This window comes from Anoxybacillus sp. CHMUD, assembly GCF_013096965.1.
Taxonomy (GTDB): domain Bacteria; phylum Bacillota; class Bacilli; order Bacillales; family Anoxybacillaceae; genus Anoxybacillus; species Anoxybacillus kestanbolensis_A.
Window position 1 is genome coordinate 17965 of sequence record NZ_SDLG01000025.1, and the last position, 22405, is coordinate 40369.

The 22405-nt window shown below is 43.6% G+C and carries 18 protein-coding genes and 6 pseudogenes; 4 read left to right on the forward strand and 20 right to left on the reverse strand.

All coding sequences use genetic code 11. The features are described from left to right. Positions 1 to 58 precede the first annotated feature (58 nt). A complete protein-coding gene (iscB, locus tag ETB99_RS13125) occupies positions 59 to 1339 on the reverse strand; it encodes an RNA-guided endonuclease IscB (protein WP_128999952.1) in 1281 nt (426 codons plus the stop codon). 412 nt (positions 1340 to 1751) lie between these two features. Here iscB and ETB99_RS13130 point away from each other — a divergent pair, with 412 nt between their 5' ends. Next, complete coding sequence (locus ETB99_RS13130) at positions 1752 to 2084, forward strand: helix-turn-helix domain-containing protein (protein ID WP_129000939.1); 333 nt, start codon at positions 1752 to 1754, stop codon at positions 2082 to 2084. Positions 2085 to 2098: 14 nt separating this feature from the next. On the opposite strand, the gene ETB99_RS13135 is transcribed toward ETB99_RS13130, so the two are convergent. Further along, positions 2099 to 2857: a serine/threonine protein kinase gene (locus ETB99_RS13135; protein WP_128999951.1), complete on the reverse strand. Its 759-nt coding sequence runs from the start codon at positions 2855 to 2857 to the stop codon at positions 2099 to 2101. Further along, a complete protein-coding gene (locus tag ETB99_RS13140; protein ID WP_003399256.1) occupies positions 2854 to 3030 on the reverse strand; it encodes a hypothetical protein in 177 nt (58 codons plus the stop codon). The genes ETB99_RS13135 and ETB99_RS13140 overlap by 4 nt, the downstream gene beginning before the upstream one ends. Before the next feature lie 126 nt (positions 3031 to 3156). Between ETB99_RS13140 and ETB99_RS13145 the strand changes: the two genes are divergently transcribed. Both ETB99_RS13145 and ETB99_RS13150 read left to right on the forward strand, forming a co-directional pair. Continuing rightward, the gene (locus ETB99_RS13145; RefSeq protein ID WP_004891551.1) at positions 3157 to 3846 is read left to right on the forward strand and encodes an AzlC family ABC transporter permease; all 690 of its coding nucleotides are present in this window, start codon (positions 3157 to 3159) and stop codon (positions 3844 to 3846) included. Beyond that, positions 3836 to 4138, forward strand: coding sequence for an AzlD domain-containing protein (locus ETB99_RS13150; RefSeq protein WP_128999950.1), 303 nt, complete (start codon positions 3836 to 3838; stop codon positions 4136 to 4138). The genes ETB99_RS13145 and ETB99_RS13150 overlap by 11 nt, the downstream gene beginning before the upstream one ends. 162 nt (positions 4139 to 4300) lie before the next feature. On the opposite strand, the gene ETB99_RS13155 is transcribed toward ETB99_RS13150, so the two are convergent. Continuing rightward, positions 4301 to 4906, reverse strand: a complete 606-nt coding sequence (locus ETB99_RS13155) for a DedA family protein (protein ID WP_128999949.1) — start codon at positions 4904 to 4906, stop codon at positions 4301 to 4303. A 289-nt stretch (positions 4907 to 5195) separates the two neighbouring features. Further along, positions 5196 to 5828: pseudogene (locus tag ETB99_RS13160) on the reverse strand (APC family permease); the annotation flags it as partial. On the opposite strand from ETB99_RS13160, the gene ETB99_RS13165 reads away from it, so the two are divergent. Then, positions 5797 to 6234, forward strand: coding sequence for a hypothetical protein (locus tag ETB99_RS13165; protein ID WP_171700795.1), 438 nt, complete (start codon positions 5797 to 5799; stop codon positions 6232 to 6234). The pseudogene ETB99_RS13160 and the gene ETB99_RS13165 sit on opposite strands and share 32 nt — an antisense overlap. A gap of 147 nt (positions 6235 to 6381) precedes the next feature. On the opposite strand, the gene ETB99_RS13170 is transcribed toward ETB99_RS13165, so the two are convergent. From ETB99_RS13170 to ETB99_RS13240, 15 genes and pseudogenes are all read right to left on the reverse strand, one after another. Beyond that, positions 6382 to 8346 (reverse strand): TRAP transporter permease, encoded by a 1965-nt coding sequence (locus ETB99_RS13170; protein WP_171700796.1) that lies wholly within the window; start codon positions 8344 to 8346, stop codon positions 6382 to 6384. After that, entirely contained in the window at positions 8336 to 8848 is a 513-nt protein-coding gene (locus tag ETB99_RS13175) for a DUF1850 domain-containing protein (protein ID WP_171700797.1), read from the reverse strand. The genes ETB99_RS13170 and ETB99_RS13175 overlap by 11 nt, the downstream gene beginning before the upstream one ends. Before the next feature lie 66 nt (positions 8849 to 8914). Beyond that, entirely contained in the window at positions 8915 to 9898 is a 984-nt protein-coding gene (locus tag ETB99_RS13180; RefSeq protein ID WP_256368191.1) for a TAXI family TRAP transporter solute-binding subunit, read from the reverse strand. A gap of 443 nt (positions 9899 to 10341) precedes the next feature. Beyond that, positions 10342 to 11214, reverse strand: a complete 873-nt coding sequence (locus ETB99_RS13185) for a DMT family transporter (RefSeq protein ID WP_077429075.1) — start codon at positions 11212 to 11214, stop codon at positions 10342 to 10344. 406 nt (positions 11215 to 11620) lie between these two features. Continuing rightward, positions 11621 to 12730: an RNA-guided endonuclease InsQ/TnpB family protein gene (locus tag ETB99_RS13190; protein WP_171700799.1), complete on the reverse strand. Its 1110-nt coding sequence runs from the start codon at positions 12728 to 12730 to the stop codon at positions 11621 to 11623. 12 nt (positions 12731 to 12742) lie between these two features. Further along, a pseudogene (gene tnpA, locus ETB99_RS13195) lies at positions 12743 to 13036 on the reverse strand (IS200/IS605 family transposase); the annotation flags it as partial. 29 nt (positions 13037 to 13065) lie between these two features. After that, positions 13066 to 13893: pseudogene (locus ETB99_RS13200) on the reverse strand (ISL3 family transposase); the annotation flags it as partial. 162 nt (positions 13894 to 14055) lie between these two features. Beyond that, the gene (locus ETB99_RS13205) at positions 14056 to 16194 is read right to left on the reverse strand and encodes a heavy metal translocating P-type ATPase (RefSeq protein WP_171700800.1); all 2139 of its coding nucleotides are present in this window, start codon (positions 16192 to 16194) and stop codon (positions 14056 to 14058) included. Then, positions 16187 to 16555 carry an ArsR/SmtB family transcription factor gene (locus tag ETB99_RS13210; RefSeq protein WP_171700801.1) on the reverse strand — a complete coding sequence of 123 codons (369 nt, stop codon included), beginning with the start codon at positions 16553 to 16555 and terminating at the stop codon, positions 16187 to 16189. The genes ETB99_RS13205 and ETB99_RS13210 overlap by 8 nt, the downstream gene beginning before the upstream one ends. A gap of 622 nt (positions 16556 to 17177) precedes the next feature. Beyond that, a complete protein-coding gene (locus ETB99_RS13215; protein WP_277392378.1) occupies positions 17178 to 18083 on the reverse strand; it encodes an Rpn family recombination-promoting nuclease/putative transposase in 906 nt (301 codons plus the stop codon). Between the two features lie 541 nt (positions 18084 to 18624). Further along, positions 18625 to 19176 carry a cysteine hydrolase family protein gene (locus ETB99_RS13220; RefSeq protein ID WP_014195912.1) on the reverse strand — a complete coding sequence of 184 codons (552 nt, stop codon included), beginning with the start codon at positions 19174 to 19176 and terminating at the stop codon, positions 18625 to 18627. A gap of 213 nt (positions 19177 to 19389) precedes the next feature. Next, positions 19390 to 20537, reverse strand: a pseudogene (locus ETB99_RS13225) (IS3 family transposase). Between the two features lie 57 nt (positions 20538 to 20594). Further along, positions 20595 to 20990: pseudogene (locus ETB99_RS13230) on the reverse strand (hypothetical protein); the annotation flags it as partial. A gap of 145 nt (positions 20991 to 21135) precedes the next feature. Next, complete coding sequence (locus tag ETB99_RS13235) at positions 21136 to 21888, reverse strand: alpha/beta hydrolase (protein ID WP_043968362.1); 753 nt, start codon at positions 21886 to 21888, stop codon at positions 21136 to 21138. Between the two features lie 277 nt (positions 21889 to 22165). Then, positions 22166 to 22405 (reverse strand): annotated as a pseudogene (locus tag ETB99_RS13240) (IS66 family transposase); the annotation flags it as partial.

Below are 22405 nucleotides of genomic sequence, written 5' to 3' on the forward strand. Positions count from 1 at the left end.
TCGTCACGAAACTTACGCAAGGAAGCCCCTGCCTTTAGGCACGGGGAGGAATTGCGCCTTATGCAAGTTCCGCTTCCTCCTTTCTATAAGCATATCCGTCAAATCGCTGAATGACTTGGACATATCTATAATTTATTCCTTGTGCGATACGTTTACCGTCCTTACCTTTAATATCGAAACTTCCAGTCTTTCTGCATGATACTTCGCCAAACCAAACGCCTTGATATTTCCCTCTTGGGATAACAGCCTTAACCATGTCCCCTGTTTGGAAGCCAAAGAAGAACTTTTGTCTTGCAAGATAACCTCTTGGGAAGCCATATCTATCTAGGTTTGTGCGTGAACGACTACCACGCCCCTTTGCTCTAATGAATAACACTTCTTTTGTTTTGAAATATAAGTGATTTGGTGTGCTTTCTCCCACGCAACAAGCGTCAAAATAGTGTGTTTTCGGCAAGTCTAAACGAATACGATTCATTTTCGTTCGTGCACCTGTTCCACACTCTACTTCGCATCCGCTTTGTTTTAACACTTCATACACTTTCCACCTTGTCGAGTTGACAGCACTTGCATCTTTTAATGATTCTTTGACTTGCTTTTGAATGTGCGGATACCCGAATTCTTCTGCTGTCTTACTTCCTTTGCGCTGATTACAGTCATGACAGGCAAGACATAGGTTATCCACTCGGTCTGTTCCACCTCTCGATTTTGGAATGATATGCTCCACTTCAAGTGGAACATTTTCTTTTCCGCAATAACAACACTTCCGCCCAAACTTTTCAAGCAAGTATTCTCTTACTTCGTATCCTTGAAGCGTGCCTTGCTGATACTCAATGCCGCTGATTTCAGGATTTCGCATGAGTTGCGTGTCGAATTTGGTATTTTCGTATGATATATACCCAATGGGGCATAACTTCTTTAGGCGGTTAACCCATGTTTGGATATTTTGCACGCGACTCTCTAGTGATGGCGGCAACCACCCGTCTTTTCTCCTACGATTAAGAAAACGTGGTTTTCTGTATCGAGTTTTTCGATTTCGTCTTGCTCGACGAAAAGCACGCCTTTTATCCATTCTTTCCTTGATGTCTGTGCGATGGTCAAGTTGCCCTAACCATACCACTTCTTGTCCTCGCAAAATCGCAAGTCCTGTGTGTTTGCTTCCGTGATCGATTTTGAGCCGATACGGTGTTTTCGGTCGAAAATTATCGACAATTTCTTTTAAAATAATCGTAAATGGATAGCGTTTGTAGATCGCTGCCTTCCCTTGTTTCAACAGCTTTCTCGCAACTGCTTCGTGACAAGGAGCAAGCGGACACTTATTTGTGTCTAACACAAAAACCATAGGGTATTCCCCTTTCCTCTGCATAAAGCAGGTCATATTCTCCTCGACCATGTTATAGATGCTTGTTATGTGCAAGACACTAGCGCCACCCACCACGCTTGTTTAATCTTGCACGACAGAGGAACGGGCTGGAGAAGCACCCGAACGTGTCATGACATCTATAACGTAGGCTCTGTTTCAAGCCTTGGTCTGGTCAACATGGGGCTTACAAGCCCATGACTTTAGTCATTGGGTTGTTGACCTCAAATATGGCGATTTTAAGTCATCTATTGTATTCTTTGTGTCGTGTATTGTAAACTATAAATACATTCGTTCGCGATTCGCGTACATTCACTTCAATTATATTCAGAAAAAAAGAAAATAACAAGTGTTTTTATTCATTTCGCGAACAGCAATAAGGGGGAGAAACATGATGATTTCAAAACGATTATCGGAATTAAGAAAAAGAAAGCAATGGTCGTTGCAATATATTGCCGATCAACTCAATATCGCAAAAAGCACATACGCCGGATATGAGTCCGGTTATCGCCAGCCGTCGCTCGAAGCGGTCAAGGAGCTGGCGACGTTGTTTGGCACAACGACAGACTACTTACTCGGGGCAACAGACGAGGAACAACCGTCGATTGAGCTCACTCGCCCGACGGTTCGACTGACAGTAGACGGCGAACCGTTAACGGAAGACGAAGTGATGCAGCTTGTAGCTTTTATTCGTGCGAAACGCGAACTTGAAAAACATAAAAAATAGGCGCCTCAAAACGCCTACTGAACGATCCGTGCAACATCCATGGCTAAGTGCTTAACAGACGCATATGGTCTATCTAGCTGCAACATGCGTCGCAACACGTGGCGTGCTTCTTTTGTGAGCGATAGCTCCTCTTCCCAGCTTTTTTCTTCGCCCTCTTTTGGCTCATAAGCCGAATATAACAAAAACAGTAAAAAATGGCCAAGAGCGTATATGTCGCTCTTTACATGAATGCTTCGCCTTAGCCGCTGTTCAAGTGTAAACAACCGTTCGTTTTTTTCATGTAAAAAGCGCGCAAGACCGAAATCTAGGACATACACAACCCCATTACGAAAAACGATGTTCGGAATGCGCAAATCGCGATGCACAATGCCGTGCGCGTGAATGTATTGCACGACACGTAACACATCCGCCAATAACGAAAACGCTTCTTTTTCCCCATACGTTTGTTTTTTCTCAAAAATAAGCGTCTCGATCGTATCTCCATCGATATATTCCATGACAAGATGCGGAATGCCGCGCACATCGAACATATCATATAACTTCGGAATTTGTGGATGATTGAGCTTTTTTAAGATATGCGCTTCTCGTTCAAACGATGCGATTCGCTTCTTTTTTTTCGTTCGCTTCATTTGCTTTACAACGACAAGCTGGTTCGTCTCCTCATCGCGCGCCACATATGTTATCCCGTAGCTTCCTTCACCGAGCCGCGCTTCAATCGTGTATCGCCCGTTTACGACCGTTCCTTCCCGATACGGCTTTTCAATAAAAATCATGAACTGCCAAAAAAGCTAGAAAATACGCTATGGCTACGATGCTTCTTTTTATAATGTTTGTATCCGTATTGCGACGGATGGCGATGCGGACGGTACGTATAACGGTCACTGCTGCTGTAACGATGCTTGTGCATATTTTTGTGTAAAAGCATCTCAAGCAATTTTTTCAGCATGGTTATCATCCCCTTCATAACGGATAGCTTACTATACGGAAAAATAAGAAAAAAGTTTCATATTTAAAGTATATCCTTGCGAAATAGAAAAAATTTTAAGAAAATACACAAGAAGGGGGGATACATATGTTTCATAGTGGTGTCAAAGCAGGAATCGCCATTGCGATTGGATATGCGCCCGTTGCGCTCACATTTGGCTTGTTAGCCAAGTCGACAGGACTTTCGATTGTAGAAACAACGCTGATGAGCATGATTGTATTTGCGGGGGCGGCGCAATACATTTCGCTCAATTTACTTTCTCTTGGGACAGGCGCATTTGAAATCATTTTAACGACATTTATTTTAAACATTCGCCATTTTTTAATGTCGGCATCATTAAACGAAAAAGCCGAACGCGAGTCGCTTTGGAAAAAAGCGTTGTACGCATTCGGCATAACGGACGAAACGTTTTCTGTCGCTGCGATGAAAGAAGGAACCGTCTCCGCTTCGTATATGTTCGGGCTTATTTTTATTTCTTACAGCAGCTGGGTAATCAACTCTGCGATCGGGCATATCGTCGGCGCATATTTGCCGGAAAACGTACAACAAAGCTTATCTGTCGCCTTGTATGCGATGTTTATCGGCTTGTTAGTCCCAGCCATCAAAACAGAGCGAAAAGCGCTTTGGCTCGCGATCAGTTCCGGGCTAATGAACTGCGCGCTCTTCTTATGGCTCAACGTCCCAAAAGGATGGGCGATCGTCATCGCCACGATTGTATCGGCTGTGGTCATCCAATGGCTTGCCGAGAAAGGAAAGGAGACGGAATATGCGCAGTGACATCATTTTTATCATTCTCGGCATGGGCATCGTCACATACATTCCGCGCATGCTTCCATTGACGCTTTTTCATCGCATCGACTTGTCGCCGTTTTGGCGCGGCGTGTTGCGAAACGTACCATACGCTACGCTTGGTGCGCTCATTATCCCAGGCATTTTTCTTATCCAAGACGATCCGTGGTTTGGCATTCTCGGCTTTTTTAGCGCCGTACTCACCGCTTCACTCGGCGCTAACGTCATGATCGTCGTTTTCGTTGCGGTGCTTGTATTAAGCGTGTATACGTCACTATAAAACAATCCCCCACTTGGACAAGTGAAAGTGGGGGATGTTCATTTTTGTTGTTGGGTAGTTGTCAACCGCCCTGATGCAACCCCAAGTGAAGGAAGGAGGATAACATCCGCTTGCACTTCTGGGGAGTTGCAAGCCCACGGCTTTAGTCGTTGGGTAGTTGACTTAAGCTCTTTTCTTTTTCATTAACCACACAATAAAAGCAATAAAAAGAACGATTAACAACGCATAAACAGCATGTGAATACATGTCCATATACTCGACAATATTTTCCCACGATTCGCCAACCATCGCGCCAATTTTAATGAGTACAATATTCCAAATGGCTGTACCAATCGTTGTCAACAATAAAAAGATGCTAAATTTCATGCGCGCCATGCCAGCTGGGATGGAAATTAAACTTCTTATTAAAGGAATAAAACGGCATAAAAATACCGCCCACACCCCGTATTTTAAAAAGCGAGCATTCGCATGATCGACATCTTTTTTCGTCAGGCGGAGAATATGTCCCCATTTGTCAACGATTTTTCCGAGCCGCTCAATATCCATCAACAAACCGACACCGTAAAGGATTGCAGCCCCAAACACAGAACCTAGCGTCGATGCAACTACTACGCCACCGATCGTTAAATTCGTTTTTGTCGTCATGAATCCGCCAAAAGTTAAAATCACTTCAGAAGGGATCGGGGGAAATACGTTTTCCAACGCAATTAAAAAGAGAATGCCGATGTACCCGTATTGTTCTATAATATGTATAATCCAATTTTCCATAACCCACCTCATCTCATAGACCTTGTGATAAATGAATTTCAAAGACTACAATATTATAATATGACCAAGCAATAAATATTCACCTAAGTTCGTCACGAAACTTACGCAAGGAAGCCCCTGCCTTTAGGCACGGGGAGGAATTGCACCTTACCTCCTGCTTACTACTTATTTATAGAATTCAACATATTGCACAACCTTAAACAGAAGGATATAAAAAAAACAACCATACAGTCAACTTTGACGCTATGTAAAAAGGTCTTTGCTAACATGTAGCAAAGACCTTTGTTCATCATTCGCTAGCAGAAGCTTTTTCGTTTAGCGTGCTATGTTTGCGTCCGTAGGTGAAGTAAATCACAAGACCAATCAATAACCAAGTCACGAAACCGATCCACGTCGTTAACGGCAATTGAAGCACTAAATAGCCGCAGAACGCCACCGCCAATAATGGCACAAGTGGAACGAGTGGTGTTTTAAACGCCCGTTTTAAATCTGGCTGCGTTTTACGTAAAACAAGAACACCCATTGAAACGACGATAAACGCGAACAATGTTCCGATATTTGTTAATTCTGCAAGTTTATTTAATGGTACAACTCCTGCAAAGAACGCAACTAATAAACCTGTTAGCCATGTGTTCACAAACGGAACTTGTCTAACTGAGCTAACACGTGAAAATACTTTTGGCAACAATCCGTCACGGCTAATTGCATAGAATAAACGAGTTTGACCGTACATCATAACGAGCAATACTGTTGTAATTCCTGTAATTGCTCCAAGTGAAATAAATCCAGCGACCCAATCTTGTTGGATGTAGTTTAAAGCAAATGCTACCGGATTTTTTACGCCTAGCTGATCATACGGAACAATACCTGTTAATACGAGTGAAACGGCAATGTACAATAACGTACAAATTACGAACAGTGCCTGGCACCGTTCGCTAGTTTACGAGAAACATATGTTAGACGAAGCGACAAAACAAAAAGTACAGGCGATTATGGAAGAATTGAAAACAAACTTAGCAAGCTTAGGGGTCACGTTCCCTGAAAAAGGCGATAAATTCAGCCGTCTGCTCGCTAACTTAGACGAAGATACAAAAGCAAAAGCGCAAGCCATTTTCGAAAAACAAAAAGCTGGAGAGATTACTCGGGAACAAGCAAAACAACAGCTTGAAGCACTCGGCATCTCTTTCCCTAAAAAAGAGGATAAACTCAACGAATTACTCACTAACTTAGACGAAGATACAAAAGCAAAAGCGCAAGAATTGATCGAGGAAGCAAAAGAAAAACTCGCTGAACTTGGGGTAGACCATCTCCCACACCGCGGATTTTAGTTTGGGAAAGCCCTCAATTGGCGTGGGATCTTTCTAGCATGTTGCTACCAAAAGAAAAGATAGAACGCATGATACCGATGACACCTAAAGCAACACCACTCCCGTCGATCCAAAAAAGAATCCTTTGCTTGTCGCAAAGGATTCCTTTTATTTTCCTTTCGTATGTTGATGGGCATCGCGTTTCCAAATGAATTGTAAAGCAAGTAAAATCGCAAAACTACCGAGCCCGATGACATCTGACCAAACAGTCGGGTTAATGAGCATCACACCGGCACCAACCGCAACGACTCGCTCAATCCAATGCAAACTGCGCATCCAATGTCCAACCATCCCTGCACCGATCGAAACCATCCCTATGATAGATGTAAAAACAACCCAAACTAACTCGGTCATCGTTGTATCAATCATAAGCAGCTGTGGAGATAAAACGAACATATACGGAATGATAAAGGCTGCAATCGCCAATTTAGCAGACTGAATACCCGTTCGAATCGGTTCTCCCCCCGATACTCCCGCTGCCGCAAACGCTGCAAGCGCAACTGGAGGAGTAATGTCCGCAATAATACCGAAGTAGAAGACGAATAAATGTGCTGATAAATCAGGAACACCGAGTAAAATAATTGCCGGTGCCGCAATCGTTGACGTAATGACATAGTTGGCAGTCGTCGGTGAACCCATTCCTAAAACGATCGCCGCAATCATCGTTAAAAATAAAGTCGGCAATAAATGCCCTCCTGCAATATCAAGCAATCCGTTTGCGAGCTTTAACCCTAATCCTGTTTTCGTCACGATGCCGACAATAATTCCGGCAGCTGCAGTAGCGGCGGCGACCCCTAACGCTGTCCGCGCTCCGTCTACAAGCGCATAAACGATATCGACAAGTTTCATATTCGAATCGCGGTTTATAAATCCGACGACGATGGCGATAGCGATGGAATATAGCGCCGCATGCGTAACAGTCACACCAGCCATCAACAAGACGATGACCGAAACAATCGGAATAAGTAAATATATTTTCTTAAACACTTCTTTTCGATTTGGCATTTCTTCTTTTGACAGTCCACTTAAACCGATGCGCTTAGCTTCAAAGTGCGTCATAATCCAAATGCCTGCGAAATATAAGACGGCTGGAATCGCAGCTGCCTTTGCGATATCCCAATAAGTGAGCCCGCCACCGATAAACTCGACCATAAGAAACGCTGCCGCTCCCATAATTGGCGGCATCAACTGCCCACCTGTTGACGCTGCGGCCTCAACCGCTCCGGCAAACTCTTTCTTATAGCCGAGCTTTTTCATCATCGGAATTGTAAAAGACCCTGACGTCACAACGTTTGCGACAGAACTTCCGCTAATCGTTCCTTGTAGCGCACTAGAGAAGATGGCTACTTTTGCCGGTCCTCCTGTGCTCCGACCAGCAATCGCCACTGCTAAATCGTTGAAATATTGCCCAACACCTGTTTTCACGAGAAACGAACCAAACAATAAGAAGAGGAAAATAAATGTCGACGATACACCTAATGGCGTTCCTAAAATTCCTTCCGTCGTAAAAAACATCGTTTGCACGAGACGCTGCAAACTCAAACCGCTATGACGCAAAAAGCCCGGCATCATTTCTCCGAAGTAACCGTACAGTAAAAATAAGGTCGCGATTATGGTAATCGGCAAACCGACCGCGCGACGCGTCGCTTCTAACACAAGCAAAACTGCCAAAACGCCTGTGTAAAAATCTTGATCGGATAACATGCCGACACGCATGACGATCTTATCAATATGGAGCGGCCAATATAAACCGACGTAAATACTTAATAAAGCGAGCACGATGTCGTACCATGCTACTTGAAGTTTCCCGCTCTTTCTTTTTCCGCGCCGAGCAGGAAATAAAAGAAAAATGAGGGCTAACGCAAATCCTAAGTGAATGGAACGTTGAATTTGCGCAGTAAAGACGCCAAAAATAGCCGTATACAACTGAAACAGTGAAAAAGCTAACAATCCCGCAAACACAACTTTTTGAAAGCCACCTGTCAATTTGCGCGTATTCGATTCAGGATCGTATTTTTCTAATATTTTTTGCTGTTCCTCAGCTGATAATACGTCAACCTTCTCATTCGTCAATGATGTTCACTCCTTTCAACTGTTGCCATAAACTGATTCGAGTTGGAACGATTCTCACCCACTTGCCATAACCGATTTTCTCACCGAGCACAACTTCTTTTCCTTTGTAGATGAGGCGATGATTGGCCCGAACTTGTCCGATGCGGAGATCAATCGTTTGAAAGCGACGGTTCATATTTGTAATGGCGTACTTCCCGTCTCTTTGTTCGAACACTTCATTCCCTTCCGCATTCGATGGCATTCCAACCGCAAAGTTCTCATACATCAACTCTGTAAGTACGAGTTCTTTTTCGAATATCGTATATGTTTCGACAACATCGGTGAAATGAATTGAATGTGTATAAACGATTTGAAACGTTTGCGATTCAGCGATCGGAAAAAATGCGATGAGACGATCGGAATCTTCGAAATAAAACGCAATTACTTGCTTATAAGGAAAGAAGAACAAGCAAGCAAGGATGATGAACAGGGGCAAAAAAAAGAAACGTTTTAGCAAAGACATCACCATTCACCTTTAAACAAAACGAAACGATAGACCGAGCAACGTCGGTCTATCATCGCATTTCCGTTATTTTACGCCTTTTTCAGCAAAGTATTTTTCGGCTCCTGGATGCAACGGAATGTTGCCGATGCCATCAAGCGCTGTTTCAGCTTTAATTAGCTTTCCTTTCGCATGCGTAATTTTATCTGTGTTTTCAAAAATAGCTTTTGTAATATTGTATACTGTCTCTTCATCTAAGTCTTTGCGAGCAACAAGCATCGCTTTAACTGCCACAGTTGTAACGTCTGAATCAATTCCATACGTACCAGCAGGAATTGTATCTTCCGCGTAGAACGGATATTTTTCAATCAATTGTTTCACTTTCTCAGCAGAAATCGGTATAATTTTCACTTCTTTTTGAGCCGCTAATGCTTCTACTGCCCCAGTTGGCGTACCAGCTGTAACGAACGCCGCATCGATGCTGCCTGATTGAATGCCGTCTACAGACTCATCAAAAGACAAGTTTTGTACTTTAATATCATCTAACGAAATACCGTGAATTTCTAAAATTTGTTGTGCGTTTGCGCTAACTCCAGACCCTGGGGCGCCAATCGATACTTTCTTTCCTTTTAAGTCTTCAACCGATTCAATGCCACTATCTTTTGTTGTGACGATTTGAACTGTTTCTGGATAAAGCGTACCGATCGCTTGCACGTTTTCCACTTTATTTCCTTCAAACATTAATTCCCCATTCAATGCGTAAGAAGCGATATCTGTTTGTGCAAACGCCACCTCCGCCTCTCCTTGTTTTAACGTGTTCATATTTTCCGCAGAAGCACCTGAAGATTGTGCGTTCGCGTTAATTCCTGTCTCCTCTTGAATGATGCTCGCCATCGCTCCACCGAGTGGATAATATGTACCACCTGTACCACCTGTTAAAATGCTAATGCTTTTAACTTTCTCCTTCTCTCCTCCGCTACTTCCTTGCTCGTTCCCCCCGTTACATGCCGTGACAATCATTGTAAACGCTAACAGCAAGGCGAATAAAACTCGACTGCGTAGTTTCTTCAATGATAACACCCCTTTTTCTTTTTTATAAAAACACAATACTATAATTAATAATAACATATACACCTAGAAAATTGTCAAACAATTATGAGAAATTCCCAATTTATTAATCATTCACCAAAAGTTACGTTTTTTATAACAAGCGTCGCTTGTATTCCTAAGAGAAATCTCATAAGCCGATCCGTTTTTGTACATCACGTTCAACGAAGAAGTGGTAAAATTTTTTATGTCACCAAAAAGAAAAAAAGCCAGCTAGACGCTGACTTTCGTAACTATTCAACCATTTATCTTCTTCGTGGTTTTCGTCATCCGTTTCGTTATACTGTTAGCTGAATAACAATACAATATTATTTTTATTACAACTTTAATATGATTTATTGTATTTATTTCTTTCATCGACCATATGCAAAAAGAGAGGAAACCCCTCTCATTCACGCTGTCTTCCTTTACTTTTTCTCAAACACAGCAACAATAACTCCGACAATAATAAGCGTCCCACCAATCCAAAATGAAACATGTAATTGCTCATGTAAAAACAGCCAACCGAACAAAGAACCGACAAGCGGCTGGAAAAAGAAAAAGAGCGAACCGATACTAGCATCCATCATTTCCATCCCTTTATTCCAAAGAAAAAACGCCCCTGCGGTTGACACAACGCCGAGATAAATGACCCCAAGCACAACAGGAAACGAAAAAGTTACAGGCGTCACTTGCCACCATTCCCATACCATCATCGGTGTTGTACCAATCCATGCGACAAAAATCGCATAAGTCGTCATGACTAATACCGACAGGCGATCCGATGCGATTTTGACAAGCACCGATAAAAGCGCCCACGTTACTGCCGCTCCAACGAGTAGCACGTTTCCAAAAAACGAGGTCGTCTCCCCTTTACCAAATCCAACAACGACAACAACCCCTGCCGTCGCAAGCAGAAGCGCACTTAGTTTTCGTAACGTTAGCGCTTCATTTAACATCCAACGAGCAAAAATGACAATAAACGCAGGGGTTGCTGACGTAATGAGCGAAGCCGTATGCGCATCTGACCATTTCGTCCCGACAAACTGTAAGGAAATAGAAACGACATACCCGACGATCCCAATCGATATGATATGCTTCCAATCTTCTTTTTCTTTTGGTACCGGAACACGTTGCACCTGTAAAATTGCCCATAATACAAAAAAAGCAATCGCATAACGAAGCCATACGAGCGTAAATGGCGGAACGTAATCGAGCACATATTTACTCACGACATACATGCCACCCCAAATGCTCGCCGCAAGCGACAAATACAACGAACCGAAAAGCGTTTTTCTCATCAAGCTTCCCTCCGTCTTTTTTCTTTTTTCTACAAGACGGAACGTGCGCTTGCCCCGTCTTAGAAGCAAGCAACTGGTTGATCGTTCTCAAACAAGTACATATACATGTTCTTCACCCCTATACGATGGTTATTTTTCATTGTATCAAATTTTTCTGATTTTTCTATTCTTTTATTTTCACGATGTGTGTTTTGTTGATTTTCCTTAATGAACAAATTGATTTTTAATATAAAAATTTTCTATTTTTCAACAGTGGAATGAACGATCTTTTGTTTTTATAGTAAAATAGAGTGACATACTCCCACCACCTACGCTTCGCTTAGAGGTGGGGGCTTCTCGGGTAATCCCATCTCATGATGGGAAGTTGACCGAGCGATCCCCGTGTGCCCCACGGTTCGAGGACAAGTTAGACAATCGCCAATCGTTTCATGCCCTCATGTTTGATATTGATAGCCGCATTGACGTCCCTGTCGCTCTCGAATCCACATTCACAGCGGAATGTACGTTCAGAAAGCGATAGAGACTCCTTGACTCGACCGCAGCACGAACACGTTTTGGACGAGGGGAACCATTTGTCAATTTTGATCAGCTTCTTCCCCTGTTCTTCCAATTTGTACCGAAGGAAAGTGATAAACATGCCCCAGCCGTTGTCATGAACGCGTTGACCGAAATGGAGGGCTTGTGACATCCCTTTCATGTTGAGGTCTTCGATGACCACGCAATCATACCGTTTCGCTAATTTGTGCGACTCCTTATGCAGAAAGTCCTTGCGCTGGTTGGCCATTTTCTCATGCAGCTTCGCTACTTTCAGACGCTGTTTGTGCCAACGATTCGAGCCTTTCTTTTTACGAGACAATTTACGCTGTTCTTTCGCTAATGTTTCCAATGCTTTGCGATAGAATCGAGGATAATTGGCTCTCTTACCCTCGCTATCGACATACAGCGTACTCATGGAAAAGTCAAGCCCAACAACCGTTTGTACTTCTTTTAGGGCAGGTTGATGTTCGTACTCTGTGAGAATCGAAATATAGTATTTTCCTGTTTTGGTTTTCGTGATCGTACAAGACTTGATGATATGGTGGGCAGGAATCTCCCGGTGTTGCTTGAACTTGATCCATTTCAGTTTGGGCAGCTTGATATAGCCATCTGAAAGCTTGATGTTGCCATTTACCATATTTGTGGTGTACGACTGTTTCGCCTTGCGGTTTTTGAACTTGGGAAATCCAGCGCGGCCAGAAAAGAAGTGTTGAAACGCTTTCTGCAAATTTAGTTGAGCATTTGCCAGCGCAAGGCTGTCCACTTCTTTTAGCCAAGGAAACTCCTTTTTGTACTTGGCAGGGGTCGGAAATGTTTGTTGTTTCAAGGATTCTTTATCGTCCTTGAACTTTTCAAACATTTGTATGCGTTCTTCAAGCATTTTGTTATACACAAAACGGACACAACCGAAGGTTTTGGCGAGCAATTCTTCTTGTTCTTTTGTTGGGTATAGACGGAACTGATAGGCTTTGTTTGCCATATCGACACCACATCACTTCATACCTTGATTTTCGATATATTTTTTGATTACTTCAATGGGCGCACCACCCGTTGTAAGCAGGCAAAAGCTTCTTGACCAAAAATATTCTTTCCACAGTTTTCTTTTCACTTGCGGAAAATGCTTTTTGATCAGCCGAGAACTTGCACTTTTATAGGCATTGATGAACTTGGATAATTCACTATTTGGATGTGCTTTGAACAAAATATGCACATGGTCCATATCGTGATTCCATTCGACCAAGGAAATATTGTAATTTTTACCCAATCTCACAAACATATCTTTTGCATTACGAACAGTGCCTGGCACCGTTTAAGGTAAAAAGACTTTAAGTCACCACTTTCATTACACCATTCTCGTATGATTTGACGTTCTTCCTCTGTTAATTTCTCTGGACATTGGCTCAATAAACGGCAAACGGAACGAACATTTCCGTGTTTCTTGCCTCCTTTGCCCAAATATTTGCGACATCGTTCTAACGCATCGGTAAACAGCTGAATGACGTGGAAATAGTCGACGACATGTGTCGCCTCTGGGCAAACCCGTTGAATCGCTTTTTTCATCGCTGGAGCCAAATCACCCACGACATACTGAACGGAACGAGACACATGAGCCAATGCACGCCCAATGGCTTCCTCGTTCTTTCCTGCTTCCATGGCATACACTTCTCCCGTTTCGGCATCCATGATCGCCACTCCATAGTCGTGCCCTTTTCGAAAAGCAAACTCATCGACACAAACCGCCTTTGGTTGGACGTCATTCGATAGGAAGGAAGGGGCATGGGTATAAAACCATCGTTCAACGGTCGTGTAAGGCAGCTTGAGCATACGAGCCACCGCCTGAATGGATGTTCCGATGCAAGATTGCGCGACCCATCGCTGAAACGCATCGGTCGCCACACTTCGAGGAGAGATGGCTGGATACGACGTGCTGAACGTCACGCCGCACGTACGACAACGTCTGCGCTCGACAAGAAGTTCGATCCAAAAAATTCCGATTCGCTGAGCATAGCCATGCATCCATTGCTTCTTTTTGTCTGTCATTTTGATCGTGCGCTTCAAGCAGACAGGACATAACGGGCATTGTTCGGGTAGAGAAAGTTCGAAAATCCAACGTTCCCCTTCTTTTCGCACCTTTTGAATCAAAACATCTGGTCAATCGATGAGTTCTTTGATAAACTGAGAGTACATGCGAATTTCCCTCCATGGTTCGGTTTGGTCACCTTTACCATACAGGAAAATTCGCATTTTTTGTACCCTCTATGCACACCCACCTTAAATGATCAAGTACAACTTGTGGTGAAGAGCCTATTCTTTAACTTTTAGCAATCGCATGCTGTTTAATGTTACGATTAATGTTGCTCCCATATCGGCAAATATCGCTAACCATAGCGTTAACCAACCAGGCACAATTAACAGTAATGACAATGCCTTAATCCCTAAAGAGAAAGTAATGTTTTGCTTAATAATCGCTAAAGCTTTGCGGCTCAATTTAATCGTATATGGCAATTTGCTTAAATCATCAGACATTAAGACAATATCGGCTGTTTCTAGGGCTGTATCGGTTCCAGCACCACCCATTGCCACACCAACGGTTGAAGCTGCAAGAGCTGGTGCATCGTTCACACCATCTCCAACCATCGCAACACTTCGATACTTGTCGCGAAGCTCTTTGATGAAATTCAGTTTATCTTCTGGAAGTAAATCGGCTTTAATGTCGGAAACGCCGACTTGTTTTCCGATGGCTTCGGCTGTTCTTTGGTTATCCCCTGTCAACATCACCGTTTTTTCAATACCGACTTGATGAAGTTTTCGAATAACCTCTTTGGATGATTCTCTTATTTCGTCTGCCACGGCAATTAACGCCAGAATTTCTTTTTCCGTTCCTAACGCCATGACCGTTTTCCCTTGTGTTTGAAGGGTTGTAATTTGTTCTTTTATTTCTGATTGGATGCCATTTGGAAGAAGTTCTTCAAAAAGACCTGGACTTCCGACATAATACATTGCGTTATTTACTTTGGCTTTGACCCCTTTACCTGTAATGGATTGGAATTCTTCAACCGATACATCATTAAAATTCAATCCATCTTCTTCTGCTTTTCTTATAATGGCGGAAGCAAGTGGATGTTGTGAGCCTTTTTCAATGGCTGCTGTAATGGTCATTAGTTCATTTTCATTGCCATTATAAGTGACTACATCGGTGACGGAAGGAATACCTTTTGTTAATGTTCCTGTTTTATCAAAAGCAATCACTTTTAAGTTTCCTGCTTCCTCTAAATAAATACCACCTTTAATTAGCACCCCGTTTTTCGCTGCATTTCCAATGGCGGTTACAATCGCAACAGGAGTGGAAATGACCAGCGCACACGGACAACCAACTACTAATACAGCTAGACCCCGATAAATCCATTCGCTCCAATCAGCACCCATAAATAATGGCGGAATAACGGCTAGTAAAAGAGCAAAAATGATAATGGCTGGTGTATAGTATTTGGCAAACCGATCTACAAACGCTTGAGAAGGTGCTCGTTCTGCTTGAGCTTCTTCCACTAAATGGATGATTTTCGAAAGAGTTGTATCTTCCACTCGTTTTGTAACTTTTACTTCCAATAACCCTTCTTCATTCAATGTTCCTGCAAAGACTTCATCACCGACTGTTTTGGTTACTGGAACACTTTCTCCCGTAATGGCAGCCTGATTTAGCGTAGATGTACCCTTGATGACGATTCCATCCATCGCTAATTTCTGACCAGGCTTTACGATCATAATATCTCCGACTTGAATATCGTCAACAGGGACCATCATTTCTTCATTTCCGCGACGAATTAATGCTTCTTTTGGAGCAATATCCATCAACGATTCAATGGATTGACGAGCTTTATCCATGGAATAACGCTCTAAGGCTTCACTAATGGCGAATAGAATAACAACCGTTGCACCTTCTCCCCATTCACCAATTGCTGCAGCTCCTAAAATCGCCACTGTCATCAGCGTATTCATATCAAACTGTAATCGAACTAGGTTTTTGAAACCTTTTATAAATAGCGAATATCCACCGATTAAAATTGCTGCAGCATATCCAATTGTCGCAAAGATATGCTCTTCTCCGTATTGCTTCCCTAAAAACCAACTGATCACAAGCAAAACGGCGGAAATGTACACTTTAATATTCTCTTTTTGCTTCCAAAAAGGTTCACGCTTGACTGCTTTTTCTTTATCTTCCCGAATCTTTAAGTTTTCAAAAGCCCCTGCTTTTTCTAATTCTTCGATGGTTGTTGTACCCCAAACGGTAATTTTAGATGCTCCAAAGTTTACTTTAGCATCTTGAACACCTGGCAATGCTTTTACGTTATTTTCAAACTTTGCTGCACAGTTTGCACAAGTAAATCCTTGAACACGGTAGGTTTTCGCTTCTGATTTAGATAATTTTGCTTGTTGTTCAGACATGGACTTTCACCTCTTTCTCATGTGCTAACGCAATCATGATTAACTGCTTAATATGGTCATCATCCAGCGAATAAAATGTTAGCTTTCCTTCTTTTCGATACTTTACAATCCCTTGTTTATAAAGGGTCCGTAAATGATGGGAAGTGGTTGCAACAGAAGCCCCAATGATATTGGCAATATCACATACACATAACTCTTCATCTTGGCAAAGTGAATAGGCAATTTTTGCCCTATTTTCATCTGCCAGTGCTTTAAACAACAGGACAACACTGGATATATCTTCTTTTTGCAATTCCCCTTGTATTCGATTGACTTTTTCTTCGTCATAACAATAAATTTCACATGTATCTTTCTTACTCATTAATTATCCCCCTTTCATATTCAAATTTCCGTTTGAATATATTATACATCATTCCTTTTATTATTCAAGTATTTATTTGAATGAAAAACAAAAAAAGAATGGAATTTAAAAAAATCAACCCAATATTTACCGTGCGATTCATTTAATTAGCTACATCAAAAAATTCTGGGTCTTCACCATTTTCTGTGATTTCTACTCAATCCTAGAAACATGTTAGCTGGATGAAATAGGTTCATCAGTCAGGATCCTTCTTCCGCATACAGACCAACGATCATACCGATAGCGGAAGAAGGGAGCGCTTAAGCAGCCTGACTGCCTGTAGTGTTCCCTGTACACTCCAGAAATACACGCAAACGAAACCGTTCTAGATTTCGATAGCCATATGCCCGGCGTTTGATGTTTTAACAACAGTGCCTGGCACCGTTCGCTAAGAGAAAAACCGCAGTGCTGCCAATAAGGCAACGCTGCGGTTTTTATTTTAATACTTCTTCTCGATGGTTTAATTCAGGACGTATTTGAACAGCGAATCGATTTTCTGATCGCTCTCCAATCACCTGTGCAACATCATTGACGTGGGACAAAGAGGAACACAACATAGTTGAACAGCACCCGACACCGTTCGCTAATCCCCCAACCGCTCCCGTACTTCCTCCTCTGTCATGTCGAGAATATGGGCAACGTCTGTTATACTCATTCCTTTTTCGACCATTTTTCGAATCGTTTCATTTTTTCCTTCTTCTCGACCTTGTTTCAACCCTTCTTGTCTCCCTTCTTCCCGACTGCCGCGAATGTTTGAGAGTTGATCAAGGAGCCATTTCAGCCGCATTTCGTACGCGTAGCGGTTTTCGGGGTCGACGCTTAAGTTTTGCCATTCTTCTAGCGCTTCTAAAATGTCTTGTTCTGTCATGGCTATTCCCTCCAATTCACGAAACATCTCTTCATCCATTTTTTTCGTTCGTCCATCGACAGCCGACAACATCGTTAGCCATGGCCATTCCGGTGACTGTTTCACTTCTCTCCGATATTTCTTCCATTTTACCATAAATTGTGACAAGTCGAGTACATGAAATTCAAGGTGATGGCTCCAAAGAAACTGTTCTTCGTCTTCACGAATGTGAAAAACGGTATGGAAGCGATCTGTTTCATGTGGGAAAAGGGGATAATTTAAGATGGCGATCATAATCGTTGGAGGGAGGATGTCGTACCGTTCTCCTTTCGATAGTGAAGATGAAAACAACCTTGCCCAGTAATACAATAGCCGTTCGGGCATACCGTATTGTGGGATGATTTGAATTTCAACGTGAATGCGCTCGCCGCGATTTGTGCGAACGATGACATCTAACCGTCCAGTCTTACCGTCTTCTGTTTCTTTCGTTAGTTCGGTGTTTTCAAACTGTACGTCGATGATGCGATCATCTCCAGTCCGATGTAGCAACGCATTTAAAAACGCCATCGTGATTGACTTTCTGCTTGGGTGGCCGAACAGTTGTTTAAACATAAAATCCATTTTTAAATCGAGGTATTGCACACAAATCATCCTTTCGTAGAATATAAGGGACAATTTGATTAAAATCGGGAAATAAGGGAAATGCAAAAGTGGAAAATTGAATTTTGCGGAAAATTTTTATGACAAATGGGGTAAAAAAGTGAGAGGATGAACCGTTTTTTAGGTTGAAAATTTAATTTTTAAAGGGGGAGAGTGATTAGAAGATAAAGTAAATTCCAACTGTTTAAATTCAGCCCACTTGATCATGTGGCTGAATAGTTACAAAGCGTTTATTCTTCGCTGGACCATATCTTTGGAAACGAATAAAACGGAAAAGAGAAGAAGTTTTGATTAAAGTCTCAGATGACTAGATATCATCCACATCCATTTCAGGGGAAAGCCATTGTCGCTTTGCCTTTTTTCTTTTTAATCAAAGAAAAGGAAGACAAAAGAAAAGCCCTACAGAGATTTCTCTCCGCAGAGCTTTTCGACATACTTCGGGCGGTGACAGTGGAGTGAGCCTTACTGCGCCGCCGAATGGAGAAAAAGAACGTTGACCGTCTATTCTATCATGTTTTCTCCATTATTCCACTATTTCTGCGCCTAGCGTATGGCGAAAATGGCGGAGCGCCCATTCGTGTCCCGCCGCGTCGAAGCTCGCGACCGCCCGCCGGTGGACGACGATGCGAAAGCCTTTATTATATGCATCGACCGCCGTATGGAGGACGCAAATATCGGTGCAGCAGCCGACCAAATGCACTTCCGTGATGCCTCTCTCGCGCAATTTCAGCTCCAAATCGGTCCCGGCGAACGCGCTGTAGCGCGTTTTGTCCATCCAGTAGACGTTGTCTTTATGCTTATTTGCTTGATACACCTCTTCGAGCTCCCCGTACAGCTTTCGGCCCTCCGTCCCTTCAATGTTATGCGGCGGAAACAGCTTCGTTTCCGGATGGTAGTGATCTCCCGCCACATGTTTGTCAATGGCGAAGACAACAAAATCTCCACGATCGATAAACTGTTTCGTCACCCGTACAAGTTCTTCTTCAATCGCCTGCCCCGGCTTCCCGCATGTGAGCGCGCCATGATCGGCGATAAAATCGACGGTATAGTCGATGTTAATGAGTGCTCTCTTCATGAAAATCCCTCCTGCGTGTTTGTCTAACAAACGGGTCTTGCTGTACATTGGTATTATGTCAAGAAAACAGACACGTAAAATCGAGAAAAATTTTAAAGCCCTACTACCGCACTTCGTTTGGTGGCCTCTTGAGAAGGAGAATGGTTTGGTAAACCCTTCCCCTTCTCAAAAGGAAAGATGCCTCTTATATCGTGACTTTGTGGAGAGAAGAGTTCACTGCTTTTTGCCTTGCTGATGCATCTTCTCATACGCCATCGGAGACATGTACTCATTAGCGGAATGAATTCGCTCGGCATTATAAAAACATTCCAGGTATTCGAAAATTCGCTGTTTGGCTTCTTCTCTTGTTGTAAAGGTCTCGTGGAAAATCAGTTCCTTTTTGATGATGCTGTGAAACGATTCCGCACATGCGTTATCATAACAGTTTCCTTTTCGACTCATGCTGGTTTGCATTCCGTGCTGTCGTAAAATGGCTTGATACTCGTTCGATGCATATTGGCTCCCTTGATCTGAATGGTGAATCAGACCTGGTTGAGGCTTTCTCTCGTTGATGGCCCGGTTTAATGCTTTGATCACTAACTCTTTTGTCATGCGCTCGGAAAGACACCAGCCAACGATTTTACGAGAAAACAAATCCATGACCGAAGCTAAATACAGCCATCCTTCTTTCGTCCAAATATACGTGATATCCGCTACCCATACTTGATTCGGCTCATCTGCTTCAAACTGCTGATTCAATAAGTTGGGATACACAGGCAAATGATGCTTCGAGTTTGTGGTTACCTTATTTTTTTCTTTGTTTTTGAACGAATATCACCATCTTTCATGGACCGTTTTTTGAGATACCTTAACCCCTTGTTTCTGAAGGATTTTTGTGATTTTTGGACTGCCATACGTTTCTCTTGAATCGATATGAATCTTTTTGATTTGCTTTTTCAATGCTTCCTGTCTTTTCTTTTGTTGACTTTCGGGTCGTTTGGCCCATGCATAGTATCCACTTCTTGAAACGCCTAAGACTTCACACGTCTTCGCCACGCGAAACTCTTTTCTATGCGTATGAATGAATGTATAAATTACTTCTGGTTTTTGGCGAAGATGCTCATGGCCTTTTTTAAGATCGCGTTTTCCTCCTCCAGATCCCGAATGCGTTTTTGAAGTTCACGCTTTTCACGATCTTCCGGCTTGAGGTTTCCACTCCCCACAAAGCTATGCTCATCATCTTTTTTATAATCTGCTACCCATTTATGAAGCGTTTTTGGCGAAATATCGAGTTGTCTTGCGGTTTGAGCGACCACCTTTCCTTCCTCGACCACTAATTTTACTGCATGTATTTTGAATTCTTTATCAAAACGTCTTGTCATTATAGACACCCCTCATCATTGATAGATTTACTGTACATTTCTCTATTCGTTGTGTCTATAATCTAGACTAACATCAATCCGCTGCATATCCAATAAAGCGTGCACCAACGCAAACGCCGCCCGGGCGATCGCACTTTCCCTCGGCTCCTCCACCCGGCCTTCGAGCGCGGCGGTCAGGCGCGGAGTGAGCGCCTCTTCCACATCGAGCGGCCGGCGTTGATCGAGCCATTCGTCGCACAACCACGCGAGCGTCTGCAGCGTGTTGAACTTCCGGTGGGCGTACCGGGCGACAAGCCCGCTATGCCGGTACATAAGCGCGTAGTCGAACAGGCGGACAAGCGTCCGAAACGGTTCGATCTCGTCCCACGAAGCCATGAGCGGCCGCACCTGGGCAAGGGCATCCACGATTCGTTTTTCTTCAACGAGCAATGCGATCGGTTTGATATGATTCATACAAAGAAAACTCCCTTATTCTTTTTCCAGCTATTTATAAGTGTAGAACAAGCCCGGCAAAACAGCCACATATTTTTTCACAAAAATACCGACAAACAAAAAATGGCCTCTCCTTTGAACAGGATCAGCCATATACCGATTCGTTTTATCCGGCGTGCTTGGCGAAAAATTCGAGAGACCGTTCAATAATCATCGGTTGATCGTAATCGAGCGTCGCCACATGGTAGCTGTTTCGGAGGCAGACGATCTCTTTCTCCGTCGATGAAATGCCTTGAAAGATGATGTCGGCGTTTCCCGGCGGCACGACGTGATCTTCGTCGGAGACAAAAATCAACGCCGGACAGACGATGCGATCGAGTTTCGCTTTTGTCTGTGCCATCAGCCTAGTCAGCTGAAGAAGCGAAGCGGTCGGCGTTTTCTCGTATGCCAGCTCTTTCACATCCGGATTTTTCAAGTCCGAACCGATCGAATCCAGATACCTCGGCAGCTCGCCCCCGCCCGTCATCCCGGCGGCGATGGCCGGGATGTCGACAGCGGCGTTAATCGGCACGATGCCGCAGATGTCTGGGTGATGTTCCGCCAAATAAAGCGTGAGCGTCCCACCCATCGACAGCCCGGTGACAAAAATGGTTTGGCATCGTTGTTTCAGCCATCCATATCCTTCTTCGACCGAGGCGACCCAATCGTGGAATGTCGTCCGTTCCATGTCTTCGTAATGCGTTCCGTGCCCTTTTAAGCGCGGCAGGCAAACGGTATAGCCGGCTTTCGCATACGCTTCAGCGAGCGGACGCATGCTGTGGGGCGTGCCGGTGAATCCGTGCACGAGCAGCACCCCGACCGGCCCGTTTTCGGCGTAAAACGGCTCGGCGCCCGAGAGCACAGGATATTGTTCGCTCATCTTCCTCTCCCCCTTATCTAGTCAAATCCGTTCCTCTCACTATATTCGCCACCTCACCTCTTTTTTCCTTTTTTTTTTGATCGGACGCCGTTACCACATCGACAACCATGACTGCCACCATTCGTGAAACAAGCCGTTGACGCCAAAATAGACGAATGCGATCCAAGCGATGCCAACTAATGCTTTCTCCATCCCTTTTCCCGTCCGATAGAGCGGCACTTTCCACCGCTTGGACGAAAACGGCCAAAACAGCGGCACCCCTGGGCGGTGACAGGCACCGATCCCAAAGCCGTCGAACAAAAGCGAGTGCTTTTTTCGGAAGAGGCGTCTTCGCTTCCAATCGGTGCTGTGCTCTTTCTAGGATGCGATCATACACTCGTTCCCATCGTTTCGCTTCTTCTTCGGAAAGTGCACCGTGATGGGCTTCGACGGCTTGCTTGGCGGCTAACAGAAACGTGGTCATGCGCATCGCCCACGTATGCCCTTGTTCGATGAATCCTTTTAACTCACGCAAATG

Bases quoted from the DNA above. Each gene is read 5' to 3' on its own strand.
- ETB99_RS13130 (WP_129000939.1), top strand. From the start codon at position 1,752: ATGATTTCAAAACGATTATCGGAATTAAGAAAAAGAAAGCAATGGTCG.
- ETB99_RS13135 (WP_128999951.1), bottom strand. From the start codon at position 2,857: ATGATTTTTATTGAAAAGCCGTATCGGGAAGGAACGGTCGTAAACGGG.
- ETB99_RS13165 (WP_171700795.1), top strand. From the start codon at position 5,797: ATGTACAATAACGTACAAATTACGAACAGTGCCTGGCACCGTTCGCTA.
- ETB99_RS13175 (WP_171700797.1), bottom strand. From the start codon at position 8,848: ATGTCTTTGCTAAAACGTTTCTTTTTTTTGCCCCTGTTCATCATCCTT.
- ETB99_RS13145 (WP_004891551.1), top strand. From the start codon at position 3,157: ATGTTTCATAGTGGTGTCAAAGCAGGAATCGCCATTGCGATTGGATAT.
- ETB99_RS13190 (WP_171700799.1), bottom strand. From the start codon at position 12,730: ATGGCAAACAAAGCCTATCAGTTCCGTCTATACCCAACAAAAGAACAA.
- ETB99_RS13210 (WP_171700801.1), bottom strand. From the start codon at position 16,555: ATGAGTAAGAAAGATACATGTGAAATTTATTGTTATGACGAAGAAAAA.
- ETB99_RS13150 (WP_128999950.1), top strand. From the start codon at position 3,836: ATGCGCAGTGACATCATTTTTATCATTCTCGGCATGGGCATCGTCACA.
- ETB99_RS13140 (WP_003399256.1), bottom strand. From the start codon at position 3,030: ATGCTGAAAAAATTGCTTGAGATGCTTTTACACAAAAATATGCACAAG.
- ETB99_RS13220 (WP_014195912.1), bottom strand. From the start codon at position 19,176: ATGAAGAGAGCACTCATTAACATCGACTATACCGTCGATTTTATCGCC.
- ETB99_RS13155 (WP_128999949.1), bottom strand. From the start codon at position 4,906: ATGGAAAATTGGATTATACATATTATAGAACAATACGGGTACATCGGC.
- iscB (WP_128999952.1), bottom strand. From the start codon at position 1,339: ATGGTTTTTGTGTTAGACACAAATAAGTGTCCGCTTGCTCCTTGTCAC.
- ETB99_RS13185 (WP_077429075.1), bottom strand. From the start codon at position 11,214: ATGAGAAAAACGCTTTTCGGTTCGTTGTATTTGTCGCTTGCGGCGAGC.
- ETB99_RS13205 (WP_171700800.1), bottom strand. From the start codon at position 16,194: ATGTCTGAACAACAAGCAAAATTATCTAAATCAGAAGCGAAAACCTAC.
- ETB99_RS13235 (WP_043968362.1), bottom strand. From the start codon at position 21,888: ATGAGCGAACAATATCCTGTGCTCTCGGGCGCCGAGCCGTTTTACGCC.